A 13,572-nucleotide genomic window follows, 5' to 3' on the forward strand; every position below is an offset into this window, starting at 1 on the left:
TCGAAAACCCTGGAGGGAAAAAGCCGACTCCGCCGTCTCCGACGGCTCCGTCGGTGAACCGCTCGCTTTGCTCGCGGATGCTCACTACAGCTGAAGCAACGAGCGATCGCCGGAGCGGTGGCGCGCCGGTGAGCGCCCGAACGGGCGCGAATCCGACCGCGAGGGACGCCGCGAGCGGAGCGAGCGGCGAGGTTGGGGAGGCATGAGGCGCGGGGCTGTGCGGGGCGGGGTGGGATTCAAAGGGGCAGTCGCGAGGACGAAGCCCGACGAAGTAAGGACCGCAGGGAACGAACGAAGTGAGTGACTGAGGACCACAGCGAGTCGCGCAAGTCCTCGCGGCTGGGGCTTTGGACGTGTTCACCGCGCCAGCAACGACCCCGTTCCGATCACCTCGACATACTACGAACCAACCGTCCGACAAGCACTACCGATCTACCGGGCGTTTCATACGAAAACAGACGTGAAAACGGAACGCCGGCCGACGAAATCGCGTGGTTACACTGAACCTGGTTCACACGACTACCGGGCGATGGTGCCGCGGCTCGCCGGAAGACACGATCGAAAAACGAACCGATACGGCTCTGCCGCCTCAGAACGAGACCGGCTGTGGCCCGTTCTCCCCGTCCGTCGTCGGGTCGCGATCCGAGTAGAACCGTCGACCGACCCCGCGGTGACAGACGCCGGCTCGCAGCGTGTCGAAGACTTCGTCGGGGGCATCGAAGGTCTGGTCGCCGAACCGCTCGAGCACGTCCCCGATCCGCTCCGAGCCGTCCGCGAGCTCTACGGTCGCGTTTCCGTGAGCCGCGATGAGTTCTTCCGAGGTGGTCGGGAACTGGTGCCGTTCGATCCGGTCGTCGACGCCGTTCAAGCGCATCAACTATCGCGAGCCGCCGGAGGTTCTTAATGATTGTCCATGAATAACCTTAGTCGGGCGTTACTCCCTCATACGTCATAATATCACGTGCGGTATACGTCACGATATCACATGGATCGACACCGCCGGTGCTTAGTGGGATCGTCGAGAACTCCGGGTATGGCTGCTGACGACTGCGATCTCGACATTGACGACCACGATTCGGAGGCTGATGAGCCCGGCTCCGCGGACGACTCCCCACTCGTCGCCGACCTCCACACCCACACGACGCTCTCCGACGGAACGCTGACGATCGACGAGGTCCCGGCCGCCGCTCGCGAGGCCGGACTCGACTGGGTTGCGATCACCGACCACGACCGGATACACCCGGGGATCGACGCGCCGGTCGTCGAACGGGACGGGGTCCGGATCGTCCGGGGGATCGAACTCCGCGTCGACGCCGGCTTCGAACGGCTCGACCTCCTCGGCTACGCCGTCGAGCACACCGAGTCGCTCGACGCCGAGATCGACCGGCTCCAGACTGACCGCCGCGAGCGCGGCGCGGAGATCCTCCGGCGCGTCGAGGAACGCCTCGGCGTCGACCTCGACCTCGAGCCCCGTCCCGGACTCGGCCGCCCGCACGTCGCCCGTGCGATCGAGGCGTCGCCCGCGCCGTACGACTACGCAGACGCCTTCGAGGAGCTTATCGGCGACGACGGTCCCTGTTACGTCGCTCGTGACGTAACCGACCTCGATCGCGGCGTCGACCTCTTCCGGGAGTCCTGCGCGTTCGTCGGGCTCGCGCACCCGTTCCGGTACGACGACGTCGACGCGGCGCTCGAGATCGCCCGCGATCTCGACGCGATCGAGCGCTTCTATCCGTACGGTCGCCCCGTCGACGCCGACCGGATCGATCGCGTCGTCGCGTCGGACGACCTGCTCGCCACCGGGGGGAGTGACGCCCACGAGCGACGCTTCGGCGCGGCCGGATTGACCCGGGCCGCGTTCGAACCGGTCCGGGAGCGACTGCCGGATCCCCGCTGAGCGTCGGGGAACTCGGCCGAGGAACAGGGTTAACTCCCGGCGCGACCGAGGGATCGACATGCGGTGTCACTACTGCGACCGCGAGGCCGCCTACGAGGCCGAACAGTCCGGCGTCGTCGTGGGACTCTGTGCGGACCACTTCCGGGAGCGCGTCGAGGAGTTGGCCGACGACGAGGGGCTGGCGGCGCTTTCGGAGCGGATCGACGTCGAATCGAGCGAGAACGAGTGAGAGCGGCCGCGGGCGTCGATCGACCGGACCGCGGCCCTCTGGTTCCTCCGCCCTGCGTTCCCCGCCTCCCCGCCCGCGCCGGGAACGAACCCTAAAAGACGGTCCGAGACCAACCGCTCGACATGTACCCGACCGACCGGCCTCGCCGGCTCCGAACCGACGGGATCCGGCCGCTCGTCAGCGAGTCGTCGCTGTCGGCGTCAGACCTCGTCGCGCCCGTCTTCGTCGACGCGACGACCGACGAACGCGTCCCCATCGAGTCCATGCCGGGCCACGACCGCGTCCCGGTCGACGAGGCGGTCGAACGCGTCGAGGAGGTCCGCGAGACCGGCGTCGAGGCGGTGATCCTCTTCGGGATCCCGGAAGCGAAGGACGCCCGGGGTACCCGCGCGTACGCGGACGATGGGGTGGTTCAACGCGCACTCCGACGGATAACCGCGGAAACGGACGCGTATATCATCGGCGACGTCTGTCTGTGTGAGTACACCGACCACGGCCACTGTGGCGTGATCGAGGAGTCCGCCGAATCCGACCCGACGCTGACGGTGCGAAACGACGAGACGCTGGACCTGCTCGTCGAGACCGCCGTCTCGCAGGCGGACGCCGGTGCGGACATGGTCGCGCCGTCGGCGATGACGGACGGGCAGGTACGGGCGATCCGCGGAGCGCTCGACGACGCGGGCCACGAGGACGTGGCGCTCATGAGCTACGCCGCCAAGTACGAGTCGGCCTTCTACGGCCCGTTCCGCGACGCGGCCGACGGTGCGCCCGCCTTCGGCGACCGCCGACACTATCAGATGGATCCCGCGAACCGGAGGGAGGCGCTTCGCGAAGCTCGCCTCGACGCCGAGGAGGGCGCGGACGTGTTGATGGTCAAACCCGGGCTTCCGTATCTCGATATCGTCTCGGACCTCCGTCGGGAGTTCGACCGGCCGATCGCCGCCTACAACGTCTCCGGCGAGTACGCCATGCTCCATGCGGCCGCGGAGAAGGGCTGGCTCGACCTCGAGACGGTCGCCCACGAGTCGCTCGTCTCGCTCAAGCGCGCGGGCGCCGACCTGATCGTGACGTACTTCGCGGAGGACCTCGCCGACCGGCTGTGATGACGCGGATCGGCGTCGACGCTCGTCGTGATCGGTGTCGATCGCTGCCGACGTCGACCGCCGCCGCCGACCGCCCCGTCACTCGTCGCGCTCGAGTCGAAACCGGGTGGTCGCTCTGCCCTCGAAGCGCGGTCCCGACCCCGCGGCCACGAACCCGGCGCGTTCGAGCGCGTCGGCCCTACCCTCCTCGCCGTCGACGACCACCGCTTCGACGTCCATTCCCTCGCGCTTCGCGAACCGTTTGGGCTCCTCGACCAGCCGCTCGAGAGCCGAACGCGTTCCGGCGAGACCGGTCACGTGGACGGTCCCCGCCCGGACGTCGAACGCGACGAACCCCTCGAACCCGTCGGGCGCGTCGACTCCGTCCGCCGAGTCGGCGTTCCGCTCTCCGCCGAGGTCGTCGACCGCGACCCTGACCGTCCGGTCGTGTATCGTGTCCACGAGCACGTCCGCCGGCCGACCCGTCACGTCTGAGAGCACCTCGGCGTCCGACTCGAGCGCGTCACGGATCCGCATACCCGTCGTCTCTCGGCCGGCCGGTTAAGTCCGTGGACGGTGACGGCCGTCCGGCGTGGTGGAGACGACCGTCCTCGCCGCCGACCGAATGAATTTAACGCGCCGGCACGCACACCTCCTCCATGAGCAAATCCACCAAGATAGTTCTCGGCACGGTCGGGATCTCAGCCGCGCTCGCGGTACTTATCATCCTCTCGTACGTCTTCGGAACGGCGGGATGACGTTCTCGGCTCGCGCGCTCGACGACGACCTGGCGGCGGTTCGCGACCGTCACGCGCCCGGCTCGCCGGTCATCGACGTCGACGCCGAGTTCGAGACGCTCCCGCCAGCGGCCGCGGAGGACCTCGGGCTGTTCGTCGACCGGCTCGATCCGTTCTCGGGCCCCGAGGACTGGCTTCCGCCGGACGCCCCGGAGACGCTTCGCCGATACGCGGGTCCGGCGTTCACGGTCGGACTTCCCGGCGCGGGGACCGTCGTTCGAACGACGCAGACGGATCCACAGGCGGTCCTCCTCAAGCGCCGTGCGGAGGGGACGCCCGAGGACTTCCTCGCCTTTCTGATCGCGGACCGACTGGTCCAGGTCGGGGTCGACCCCGCGTCCGGAACGGTCGCCTCGCCCAACGAACCGGCCGGGCGGCTTCCCGAGACGTTCCTCCCCTTCTTCGGACCGCGATACCGCGACCTCGACGAGGCGGTCCGGGGCCCGGATCCGACCGGCGACGAAACCGCGTCCTCCGACGCCGCGACCCCCCGATTCGACGCCGCCGACGTCTTCCAGGTGGCGACCGCGCTGTACGACGCGTGGGTCGGCCTCCACACCCGCGAGACCTTCCCCTCGTGGGAGGGCGAGTTCCCTCGGCTCTACGACGCGTGGCTCGACGCCGGCGAGCGTCTGGAGGGAAGACTCGGCGACCTCCCGAGCCAGGTCGCACGCGGCGAGACCGACTTCGCGAGCGCGACGGAGTACGCCTGCTCGGCGGTTCGACACGGGCTCGAACTCCCCGCACCGTTCGCCGCCCTGGACACCGCGGCGTACCGCGATCGAGGCGTCCCCTACGCGGTGAAGTGGGCGGAGAAGACGTTCGGGTCGTTGCGCGCGGAGTAAGGAGTGGCCCTCAGAGGTCGACCGAGACCGTCCCCTCGCCGTCGAGCTCGATGGTTCCGTCGAAGAGCTCTCGGAACCGGTCGAGCGTCGCGATCTCGTGGACCTCCTCGGAGAGGTGGAATATCCCGACCGCGTCGTGTTCCTTCAGTAGCTCGAGGATCTCCGTCGCGGCCTCGTAGACGGCCTCGTCGTCCGCGTAGTACGCCATCTCGGTGAGCGAGTCGACGGAAACGCGGCGTTTCCCCTCCGTTTCCTCCAGGAACCGCTCGACTCGATCGACAACGCCGTCGAGGTCGTCGGGGGCCGAGACGTAGTAGACGTCGTCCGAGGAGCGCCGGGAGTATCCCCGCTCGACGGAGAGCGTGTCGAGGATCGTCGCCTTCTCCTCGTCGACGTCGTAGTACTCGAGCTTCTGTTCGACCTCGCGCGCGGTCGTCCGCGTGGAGACGACGAGGAACGCGTCGGTGTCGGTCTTCAGGAAGTCGGTGTCGATCCGGTCGGTCTCGCCGATGCTCGGGTGGACGAGCAGGAGGCCCGTCCCCCCCGGGATAGTTTCGGGTCCGTTCTCGACGGCGAGCGCGTAGTCCATACACGGGGAACCGGCCGGACCGACTTAACGGTGCGGGGCAGACGGCTTCGCCGCCGGACGGTTCCGCCACCGAGCGATGGTTGAACGGCTCCGTCGCCGGGCGGTTGTTGAACGGCTCCATCGCCGGACAGTTTTTCACGGGTCCCCTCGTCGGTACGTTCGAATGGACGGTCACGAAAGCGCGCGGGACGTCTACCGACAGGCGCTTCCCGTCGTTCTCGTCAGCCTCGTCGCCGGGCTGTTCGCGGGCACGATCCTCGGATCCGAGACCATGCGGTCCGGTATCGAGAGCGTTCCCGGAATTCTGCTCCTCCTCCCGGCGTTCCTCGCGACCCGCGGCGGCGTCTACGGCTCGCTCGGAGCCCGGCTCTCGACGGGACTTCACCAGGGGCTCATCGAGCCCACGTTCGAGCTCGACCGGCGGCTCACGAACGCGATAGTCGCCTCCTTTCTCAACGGAATGGCGGTTTCCGTGTTCATCGCCGTGATCACGTACCTCTCCCTGTTCCTCCTCGGCCGGCAGGGGAGCCTGTTCGAGCTCGTCGGCATCATGCTCGTCGCCGGCCTCCTCTCGGCGGTGCTGATGCTCTCGGTGCTGATAACCGTCATCTTCGTCGGCTACCGGCGCGGACTCAATCCCGACAACGTGATCGGGCCGGTCGTGACGACGTTGGGCGACGTCTTCGGCGTCTTCTTCCTCCTCGTCGGGATCTACGTCGTGGGGGTGATCACGTGACCGTCCTCCTCGGCGACGACCCGTCAGCCGGCGACGTCGGCACCGAAGCGGCCGACGCGGACGTCACCACCGAATCGGTCGACGCGGACGCCACCGCCGACCGGAAGTCCCCGGACGTCCCGGTCGTCGACGAGTGGTCGATCAGTCGCATCGTTCGGACCATGGTCCCGCTTCTGGCGGGACTTTCGGTCCTCCAACTGATCTCGGGGACCGTCCTCGAGACGTTCGAGGCGACCCTCCTACAGTATCCCGCGCTCCTCGTTCTGCTCCCGGTTCAGATCGGCACGGCCGGAAACCTCGCGTCGATCATGTGCTCGCGGCTCACCACGCAGCTGTACCTCGGAACGTACGAGCCGCGCCTCTCGAACCCCGACGTCCGCGCCAACGTGATCGCCGTCTTCGCGCTCGCGGGGACGGTCTTCGGGCTCGTCGGCGTCGCGGCGTGGGCCATCGGCGTCGCGCTCGGCGGGGATCTGGGACTCGCTCGCGTGCTCCTGGTCTCGATCCTCTCCGGGATGCTTCTCGCCGTGGTCGTCGTGATCGCGAGCGTCGTCGCCGTCGAGGTCTCCTACCGGGTCGGACTCAATCCCGACGACACGACGATCCCGATCGTGACGAACGTGTGTGACATCACGGGCGTGTTGATCCTGTTCGCGGTCGTCAGCGTCGTGGTGTGATGGAACTATCAGAACACGCTGTCGGCCGTTGCGGCTCCGACGACACTGAAGACCGCGCCGACGGAGACGGCCTTGAACGTCGTCTGCCACAGTTCGATCCCGGTCATCCCCGCCTCGATGAGAAAGGTGTCCGGTGCGTCGAAGAGGACGGCCAACACCAGTACGGAGCCGAAGGCGACGACCATCAACGAGAGGAACCGCACGGGGATCCCGACGACCTCCTGTTCGGCGTCGGGATCCCGTCCCGTGTCCGCACGGTACAGGGCGGCATACCCGATCGCGGCGACGACTCCGGCCACGAGGATCGCCTGGATCCAGTTCATCCCGCTCGCGAGCACCCATACCTCCTCGGTGACGACGAACGGGCCGGCCAGCAGGAAGCCGCCGACGGTCTGCTGGGCGGAGTCGGCGACTCGGAACCGCGGCCGCCGTAGCCGATTTGGCCGTTTCATACCCCGACAACCCGGGCTCGGGAGAAAAGCGCGTCGTTCGTCACTCTCGACCGCGATCGCGTCGATCCGGTTTTGACCCCGCCGCCCGTCCGGTCGGTATGAGCGTCAGAGCGGAGTTCGACGAGTGGGCGTCCGACGGGAAGGACCGCGGGATGGAGGACCGCCACTGGCACACCGCGAAACACGTCCTCGCGCGTATGCCGGTCGAAACGGGCGACGTCGTCCTCGATCTCGGGACCGGATCCGGCTACGCGCTTCGAGCGCTTCGGGAGCGCGGGATCGGCCGCGGATACGGCCTCGACGGCGCACCGGAGATGGCCCGGAACGCCCGGGGATACACCGACGACGACGCGGTCGGGTTTCTCGTGGGGGACTTCGACTCGCTTCCGTTCGCCGACGACTCGGTCGATCACGTCTTCTCGATGGAGGCCTTCTACTACGCGAGCGATCCCTCCCACACCCTCGAGGAGGTCCGGCGCGTGTTGCGCCCCGGCGGGACGTTCTACTGTGCGGTCAACTACTTCGCCGAGAGCGAGACGACCCACGGGTGGCAGGACCACATCTCGATCGACATGACGCTGTGGAGCCGCGAGGAGTACCGCGAGACGTTCCGCGAGGCCGGGCTGTACGTCGCCGAACAGGACGCGATCCCCGACCGGGAGGTCGAGATCCCGCCGGAGTCCGAGTTCCCGACCGATAGCTGGGAGACCCGTGAGGCGATGGTCGACCGCTACCGGACGTGGGGGACGCTCTTGACGGTCGGCGTCGCGCCCTGACTCGGACGTCGGTCTCGACGTAACGGAGGGGTTCGGAGACCGGATCGTTCGACCGTGCGAAACGAGAGACGGGATCGCGGTGAACAGCTTCAAAGCCCCAGCCGGGAGGCGGGCGCACGCTCGTTGCGCTCCTCGGTCGCTCGCGTTGCTCGCTCCCTGCGGTGCTTACATCGCCTGCGCCCGCCTCCCGACTGCCCCTTTGAGTCCCGCCCCCACCGCATGGCACCGAACCTCACAGCTCTCCGGCCTCGGCGGACGGGCCGGCGCGGGACCGCACCGCAACCGCGCCGGCGACCTCGCGCGCGCCGGATCACCTACCCTACGGACGGGTCCCCATCGACTCCACGGACGGATCCTCACTCGCGGTTCCGGCGTAACCGAGGGCGTTAAGAGGGAACCGCGGGAAATCCCACCCGATAATGCCCAGCGGAGAGTACGACCCCGACACCGCCGAGCCGCACTGGCAGCGGCGATGGGTCGACGAGGAGACGTACGCGTACCCCGACGACCCCGTCGATCCGAACACCGCGTTCTCCATCGACACCCCGCCGCCGACCGTCTCCGGAAGCCTCCACTGGGGCCACGTGTACGGCTCGATCCTCCAGGACGTCGTCGCCCGGTTCCACCGGATGTACGACAGCGAGGTGTTCTACCCGTTCGGCTACGACGACAACGGGATCGCCTCCGAGCGACTCACCGAGCGCGAGCTCGACGTCCGCCACCAGGACTTCGAGCGTCGGGAGTTCCAGCGGAAGTGCCGGGAGGTGTGTCTGGAGTACGAGGAGGAGTTCACGGAGAAGATGCAGGGCGTCGGCCTCTCCATCGACTGGAACAACACCTATCGGACCATCTCGCCGGAGGTCCAGCGCGTCTCTCAGCTCTCCTTCATCGACCTCTACGAGAAGGGCCGCGAGTACCGCCAGGAGGCCCCGGCGATCTGGTGTCCCGAGTGTGAGACCGCCATCTCGCAGGTCGAAACCGAGGACGACGAGCGCGATTCACACTTCCACGACATCGAGTTCGGGATCGCGGGGAGCGACGACGCCTTCACCATCTCCACCACGCGACCCGAACTGCTCCCCGCCTGCGTCGCGGTCTTCGTTCACCCCGACGACGAGGAGAACCAGGACCTCGTCGGGCGGGAGGCCGAAGTCCCGCTGTTCGGCCACGAGGTCCCGATCATCGCCGACGACCGCGTCGACATGGAGACGGGCTCGGGGATCGTGATGTGTTGTACCTTCGGCGACCAGAACGACATCGAGTGGTACCAGGCACACGACCTGGACCTCCGGGTCGCCATCGACGAGTCCGCCCACATGACCGACGTCGCCGGCGAGTACGAGGGACTCCACTCCGCGGAGGCGCGCGAGGCGATCGTCTCCGATCTCGACGAGGTCGGCGCGCTGCTCGACCGGTGGGCGATCACCCACACCGTCAACGTCCACGAGCGCTGTGAGACGAGCGTCGAGTTCCTCGTGACCGAACAGTGGTACATCGAGGTGCTCGACAAACGCGAGGAGTACCTGGAGGCCGGCCGCGAGATGGAGTGGTTCCCCGAGAAGATGTTCACCCGATACGAACACTGGGTCGAGGGGCTCCAGTGGGACTGGCTCATCTCCCGGCAGCGCTCCTCGGGGATCCCGTTCCCGGTGTGGTACTGCGCCGACTGCGACCACGAGGTGCTCGCCGAGAAGGACGACCTCCCGGTCGACCCGCTCTCGGACGACCCGCCCGTCGACGTCTGTCCCGAGTGCGGGGGCGACGAGTTCGTCGCCGAAGAGGACGTGCTCGACACCTGGGCGACCTCCTCTCTCACCCCGCTGGTCAACGCCGGCTGGGACTACGACGCGAACGCCGAGGCGTTCACGATGGAGCGCCCGGAGATCTACCCGATGGACGTCCGACCGCAGGGTCACGACATCATCTCCTTCTGGCTGTTCCACACCGTGATCAAGTGTTACGAGCACACCGGAGAGGTCCCCTTCGAGTCGACGATGATCAACGGGATGGTGCTCGACGAGAACCGCGAGAAGATGTCGAAATCGAAGGGGAACGTCGTCGACCCCGACGCGGTGTTGGAGGAGTACCCCGTCGACGCCGCCCGCTACTGGGCGTCCGGCTCCGCGATCGGCGACGACCTCCCCTACCAGGAGAAGGGGCTCCGCGCGGGCGAGAAGCTCATCCGGAAGCTCTGGAACGCCTCGAAGCTGGTCGAGTCGCTCGCGCCGGAGCCGTATCCGGCCGAACCCGAGGACGGGCTCCGCGAGATCGACCGCTGGCTGCTCGCGGAGCTCGACCGCGAGATCGGAACGCTCACCGAGCGGCTGGAGGGCCGCGAGTTCTCGAAGGCGCGCGACGGGCTCCGGAGCTTCTTCTGGAACACGTTCTGTGACGACTACCTCGAGATCGCCAAACAGCGCGAGGACGCCTCGGCGGCGTACACGCTCCGGACGGCCCACCGCCGTTTCCTGAAGCTGTTCGCGCCCGTGCTCGCACACGTCACGGAGGAGCTGTGGCAGGACATGTACGCGGACGCGGCGGGCACCGAGCCCGTCGACGCCGAAACCGCGGACGCGGGCGAGTCGATCCACCTCGCCGACTGGCCCGAGCCGCTCGGACTCGACGCCGACGCCGACGCCGGTCGCGCCGCGATGGCGGTCGTGGGCGCGCTCCGCCGGTACAAAAGCGAGAATCAGCTCCCGCTCAACGCCGACCTCGACGCGGTCGAGGTGTACGCCGACGTCCGTGGCTTCGAGGACGACGTCACCGGCGTCATGCACGTCGACGATCTCGCGGTTCACCCGGACGCGGAGCCGCCCGTCGAGACGGCCGTCACCGGGATCGACCTCGATTACGCCACGATCGGACCGAAACACGGGGACCGCGTCGGCGACATCGACGCCGCGATCGCGAACGACGACTACGAGATCGACGGCGACGAGCTCCACGTCGCGGGCGTGACCCTGGAGCCCGACGAGTTCACCGTCGAGGAGGAGCGGCAGTACGCAGGCGAGGGTGAACTGCTCGACGCCGAGGACGTGGTCGTCATCGTCCGGAACGCGATCGAGGCCTGAACGGTCGCGGCGGACCCCTCACTTCAGGTCCGCACCGACCGCGTCCTCGATCGTCTCGAACCCGTCGCGGTCGAGGAGGTCGAGCAGTCCCCGATCGATCTCCCGAGCGAGCCCCGGTCCCTCGTAGACGAGTCCCGTGTACAGTTGGACCACCGATGCGCCGGCGCGGATCTTCTCGTAGGCACCCGTCGCGTCGGAGACGCCGCCGACCCCGACGACCGGAACGTCCGTCCGCTCCGCGACGAACTGGACCAGGTCGGTCGAGACGTCCTCGATAGGTTTTCCCGACAGTCCGCCCCGTTCCGCACGGTTCGGACTCTCCAGCGTATCAGGACGTGAGACGGTCGTGTTGGTCGCGATCACCCCGTCGAGGTCGAGATCGTCGACGACGGACAGCGCCTCCGTGATCGCTTCCCGCGGGAGGTCGGGAGAGAGCTTGACGAGGAGGGGGGACGCGCCGGCATCCGAGAGCGTCCCGAGGATCCCCTCGAGCGCCTCGCGGTTCTGCAACTCGCGCAAGCCCGGCGTGTTGGGACTCGAGACGTTGACCACGAAGTAGTCGCCCGCGTCCGCGACGCGCTCGTACGTGTACAGGTAGTCGTCGGGAGCCTCCTCGAGCGGCGTCGACTTCGACTTCCCGATGTTGATGCCGACGGGTACGTCCGGCATCGGCTCCCGATCGAGTCGGTCGCCGACGACGTCCGCGCCCTCGTTGTTGAAGCCCATTCGGTTGATCAACGCGTCGTCCTCGCGAAGCCGGAACAGTCGCGGCCGCGGGTTCCCCGGCTGTCCCTCGGCGGTCACCCCGCCGACCTCGACGTGGCCGAACCCGAGGGCTGCGAGGGCCCGTGGTACTTCCGCGTTCTTGTCGAATCCGGCGGCCACACCGATCGGGTTCGGGAACGAGACGTCGAACGCGTCGACCCGCAGCCGATCGTTTTCCACCGCGTATCGTCCCCGGAGCGCCGACTCCACCGGCGTCCCCTGTACGCCACGGAGGAGGCGATGCACCGCGGTGTGTGCCGTCTCGGCCGGCAGCGCGAAGAGCGCCGGCTTCGCGAGATCGTAGAGCCCCATCGGTCGGTTCTCGTCGTCGACGGGTATCAATCCGCCGACCCGGCGGTATCGAGGAACGTGAACGGCCTCGATCCGGACGGGAGAAACGGCTCCGTTCGATGTCGGACCGCGATGGCCTCAGAAGTCGTGTTCGAGCTGTTCGGGATCGGAGTCGGCCTTCTGGATGATGATCTTCCCGTCGCGGACGCGAACGAACACCTCGTCGCCGATCTCCATCCCGGCGACGGCGAGCTCGTCCTCGTGGAGGTTCACGTGAACGTTGTGATACTCCCCGTCGTCGTCTTTGGCGCCACTCGGACTGAGCTTCTTTTTGCGAACCATCGCGGGTGTATGGCTCGCACTTCGCCACAGCAGACATATAAGTGTTGTTTACGCGTCGGACCCTCTCGAACGGGGTCGTCGTCATCGGCGGGAGTCGTTCGTTTCCCGTTCCATCGGTCGATTCCATCGCCGACCCCGTCCCGAGATCGCCAGGCCGCCCCGTCGTATTTATAAGTAATGTGCCGATCAGTTTTCATTTCGCCGATATATTTATTACGGGCTGTGTGTTGAGTTGACACGGAGGTAAAACCATGGTACGTGAAGACGGTAAGCGAAACTTCGCCCTCCGCGAGGAGGACGGGTCGGAACCGAGCGAGTTCTCCGGGAACATGCCGAGACAGGCCGCGCTCAAGGCGGCCCGAACTCTCGAGCCCGCCCCTTCCGAGGAGGCGGCGGAACGAACCACGCTCAGGCTCCGGGAGAAGGGGACGAAGAAGGTCCACGAGTACGAGGGTTGGGCGTGGAAGGCGAGCGCCCCCGAGGTCGACGAGGCCGACGAGGACTTCTGGCTCAACGACCTCGACGACATCACGAAGGCGAACGTCTCGAAACAGGGTATCGAGTACCTCGACGAGGAGTAGCCCGTCCGTCCCGTTCGTTCCAACCGATCCCGCGTTTCTTTCACACGCCGAACTCCCCAGCGACGCGTCGAGGATCGAACCGTCCGTTACTCCGAGTCGTTCACGGCATGAAACCGCATGACGTGGCGGGTTCGGTTCGACGGGGTTAAGTGTACACCGCGATTCGAATGGAATGCGAAGCGCCCCCGGCGTGGGGGCAGCGGCCGGCCGCCGACGTGGCCGGTCGACGCGTTCCGACGGGGTTAAATGTCTACCCCGGTTCGAATGGAATGCGAAGAACGCACCGCGAACTCGGGCCGTTCAACCCGGCCCGGTTTCGCAGGACCGACGAAGTCCGATGGGTTTATGACCCATGCCGGACAACGTTCAGGTCCGCGAAAGATGAGGATTTCGCCCCCTGCGCTCCGGCGTAAGAGGAGATCTGATGTGAGCCGTGGAC

At 67.3% G+C, this 13,572-nt stretch carries 15 protein-coding genes; 9 read left to right on the forward strand and 6 right to left on the reverse strand.

Annotation, left to right across the window (positions count from 1 at the left end):
* Nucleotides 1-589: 589 nt before the first annotated feature.
* Entirely contained in the window at nt 590-874 is a 285-nt protein-coding gene (locus OKW78_RS16105) for a DUF2795 domain-containing protein (protein ID WP_281196078.1), read from the reverse strand.
* A gap of 159 nt (nt 875-1,033) precedes the next feature.
* On the opposite strand from OKW78_RS16105, the gene OKW78_RS16110 reads away from it, so the two are divergent.
* From OKW78_RS16110 to hemB, 3 genes are all read left to right on the forward strand, one after another.
* Entirely contained in the window at nt 1,034-1,897 is an 864-nt protein-coding gene (locus OKW78_RS16110) for a PHP domain-containing protein (protein WP_281196079.1), read from the forward strand.
* A 58-nt stretch (nt 1,898-1,955) separates the two neighbouring features.
* Nucleotides 1,956-2,126 (forward strand): DUF6757 family protein, encoded by a 171-nt coding sequence (locus OKW78_RS16115; protein ID WP_281196080.1) that lies wholly within the window; start codon nt 1,956-1,958, stop codon nt 2,124-2,126.
* A gap of 122 nt (nt 2,127-2,248) precedes the next feature.
* Complete coding sequence (gene hemB / locus OKW78_RS16120) at nt 2,249-3,229, forward strand: porphobilinogen synthase (RefSeq protein ID WP_281196081.1); 981 nt, start codon at nt 2,249-2,251, stop codon at nt 3,227-3,229.
* A gap of 78 nt (nt 3,230-3,307) precedes the next feature.
* Here hemB and OKW78_RS16125 read toward each other — a convergent pair whose 3' ends face one another.
* Complete coding sequence (locus tag OKW78_RS16125) at nt 3,308-3,745, reverse strand: hypothetical protein (protein WP_281196082.1); 438 nt, start codon at nt 3,743-3,745, stop codon at nt 3,308-3,310.
* A gap of 217 nt (nt 3,746-3,962) precedes the next feature.
* Here OKW78_RS16125 and OKW78_RS16130 point away from each other — a divergent pair, with 217 nt between their 5' ends.
* The gene (locus tag OKW78_RS16130) at nt 3,963-4,850 is read left to right on the forward strand and encodes a hypothetical protein (RefSeq protein ID WP_281196083.1); all 888 of its coding nucleotides are present in this window, start codon (nt 3,963-3,965) and stop codon (nt 4,848-4,850) included.
* Nucleotides 4,851-4,860: 10 nt separating this feature from the next.
* Here OKW78_RS16130 and OKW78_RS16135 read toward each other — a convergent pair whose 3' ends face one another.
* Entirely contained in the window at nt 4,861-5,439 is a 579-nt protein-coding gene (locus tag OKW78_RS16135; protein WP_281196084.1) for a hypothetical protein, read from the reverse strand.
* Nucleotides 5,440-5,602: 163 nt separating this feature from the next.
* Here OKW78_RS16135 and OKW78_RS16140 point away from each other — a divergent pair, with 163 nt between their 5' ends.
* Both OKW78_RS16140 and OKW78_RS16145 read left to right on the forward strand, forming a co-directional pair.
* Nucleotides 5,603-6,175 carry a magnesium transporter gene (locus tag OKW78_RS16140; protein ID WP_281196085.1) on the forward strand — a complete coding sequence of 191 codons (573 nt, stop codon included), beginning with the start codon at nt 5,603-5,605 and terminating at the stop codon, nt 6,173-6,175.
* A 161-nt stretch (nt 6,176-6,336) separates the two neighbouring features.
* Entirely contained in the window at nt 6,337-6,852 is a 516-nt protein-coding gene (locus OKW78_RS16145; RefSeq protein ID WP_281196091.1) for a magnesium transporter, read from the forward strand.
* Nucleotides 6,853-6,860: 8 nt separating this feature from the next.
* Here OKW78_RS16145 and OKW78_RS16150 read toward each other — a convergent pair whose 3' ends face one another.
* Nucleotides 6,861-7,304 (reverse strand): DUF2391 family protein, encoded by a 444-nt coding sequence (locus tag OKW78_RS16150; RefSeq protein WP_281196086.1) that lies wholly within the window; start codon nt 7,302-7,304, stop codon nt 6,861-6,863.
* Nucleotides 7,305-7,402: 98 nt separating this feature from the next.
* On the opposite strand from OKW78_RS16150, the gene OKW78_RS16155 reads away from it, so the two are divergent.
* Both OKW78_RS16155 and OKW78_RS16160 read left to right on the forward strand, forming a co-directional pair.
* A complete protein-coding gene (locus tag OKW78_RS16155) occupies nt 7,403-8,080 on the forward strand; it encodes a class I SAM-dependent methyltransferase (protein ID WP_281196087.1) in 678 nt (225 codons plus the stop codon).
* Between the two features lie 419 nt (nt 8,081-8,499).
* On the forward strand, nt 8,500-11,154 hold the full coding sequence (locus OKW78_RS16160) for a valine--tRNA ligase (protein WP_281196088.1): 2,655 nt from the start codon (nt 8,500-8,502) through the stop codon (nt 11,152-11,154).
* Nucleotides 11,155-11,172: 18 nt separating this feature from the next.
* Here OKW78_RS16160 and OKW78_RS16165 read toward each other — a convergent pair whose 3' ends face one another.
* Together OKW78_RS16165 and OKW78_RS16170 are read right to left on the reverse strand one after the other, a co-directional pair.
* Nucleotides 11,173-12,231, reverse strand: coding sequence for a quinone-dependent dihydroorotate dehydrogenase (locus tag OKW78_RS16165; RefSeq protein ID WP_281196089.1), 1,059 nt, complete (start codon nt 12,229-12,231; stop codon nt 11,173-11,175).
* Nucleotides 12,232-12,348: 117 nt separating this feature from the next.
* The gene (locus OKW78_RS16170; protein ID WP_008001971.1) at nt 12,349-12,552 is read right to left on the reverse strand and encodes an AbrB/MazE/SpoVT family DNA-binding domain-containing protein; all 204 of its coding nucleotides are present in this window, start codon (nt 12,550-12,552) and stop codon (nt 12,349-12,351) included.
* A 251-nt stretch (nt 12,553-12,803) separates the two neighbouring features.
* On the opposite strand from OKW78_RS16170, the gene OKW78_RS16175 reads away from it, so the two are divergent.
* Nucleotides 12,804-13,133 carry a non-histone chromosomal MC1 family protein gene (locus OKW78_RS16175; protein WP_281196090.1) on the forward strand — a complete coding sequence of 110 codons (330 nt, stop codon included), beginning with the start codon at nt 12,804-12,806 and terminating at the stop codon, nt 13,131-13,133.
* Nucleotides 13,134-13,572 lie beyond the last annotated feature (439 nt).

Source organism: Halorubrum sp. F4 (assembly GCF_027257195.1).
In the GTDB taxonomy this organism is placed as follows: domain Archaea; phylum Halobacteriota; class Halobacteria; order Halobacteriales; family Haloferacaceae; genus Halorubrum.

Bases quoted from the DNA above. Each gene is read 5' to 3' on its own strand.
- OKW78_RS16125 (WP_281196082.1), bottom strand. From the start codon at position 3,745: ATGCGGATCCGTGACGCGCTCGAGTCGGACGCCGAGGTGCTCTCAGAC.
- OKW78_RS16160 (WP_281196088.1), top strand. From the start codon at position 8,500: ATGCCCAGCGGAGAGTACGACCCCGACACCGCCGAGCCGCACTGGCAG.
- OKW78_RS16130 (WP_281196083.1), top strand. From the start codon at position 3,963: ATGACGTTCTCGGCTCGCGCGCTCGACGACGACCTGGCGGCGGTTCGC.
- OKW78_RS16140 (WP_281196085.1), top strand. From the start codon at position 5,603: ATGGACGGTCACGAAAGCGCGCGGGACGTCTACCGACAGGCGCTTCCC.
- OKW78_RS16115 (WP_281196080.1), top strand. From the start codon at position 1,956: ATGCGGTGTCACTACTGCGACCGCGAGGCCGCCTACGAGGCCGAACAG.
- OKW78_RS16150 (WP_281196086.1), bottom strand. From the start codon at position 7,304: ATGAAACGGCCAAATCGGCTACGGCGGCCGCGGTTCCGAGTCGCCGAC.
- OKW78_RS16165 (WP_281196089.1), bottom strand. From the start codon at position 12,231: ATGGGGCTCTACGATCTCGCGAAGCCGGCGCTCTTCGCGCTGCCGGCC.
- OKW78_RS16105 (WP_281196078.1), bottom strand. From the start codon at position 874: ATGCGCTTGAACGGCGTCGACGACCGGATCGAACGGCACCAGTTCCCG.
- OKW78_RS16175 (WP_281196090.1), top strand. From the start codon at position 12,804: ATGGTACGTGAAGACGGTAAGCGAAACTTCGCCCTCCGCGAGGAGGAC.
- hemB (WP_281196081.1), top strand. From the start codon at position 2,249: ATGTACCCGACCGACCGGCCTCGCCGGCTCCGAACCGACGGGATCCGG.
- OKW78_RS16155 (WP_281196087.1), top strand. From the start codon at position 7,403: ATGAGCGTCAGAGCGGAGTTCGACGAGTGGGCGTCCGACGGGAAGGAC.
- OKW78_RS16135 (WP_281196084.1), bottom strand. From the start codon at position 5,439: ATGGACTACGCGCTCGCCGTCGAGAACGGACCCGAAACTATCCCGGGG.
- OKW78_RS16145 (WP_281196091.1), top strand. From the start codon at position 6,337: ATGGTCCCGCTTCTGGCGGGACTTTCGGTCCTCCAACTGATCTCGGGG.
- OKW78_RS16170 (WP_008001971.1), bottom strand. From the start codon at position 12,552: ATGGTTCGCAAAAAGAAGCTCAGTCCGAGTGGCGCCAAAGACGACGAC.
- OKW78_RS16110 (WP_281196079.1), top strand. From the start codon at position 1,034: ATGGCTGCTGACGACTGCGATCTCGACATTGACGACCACGATTCGGAG.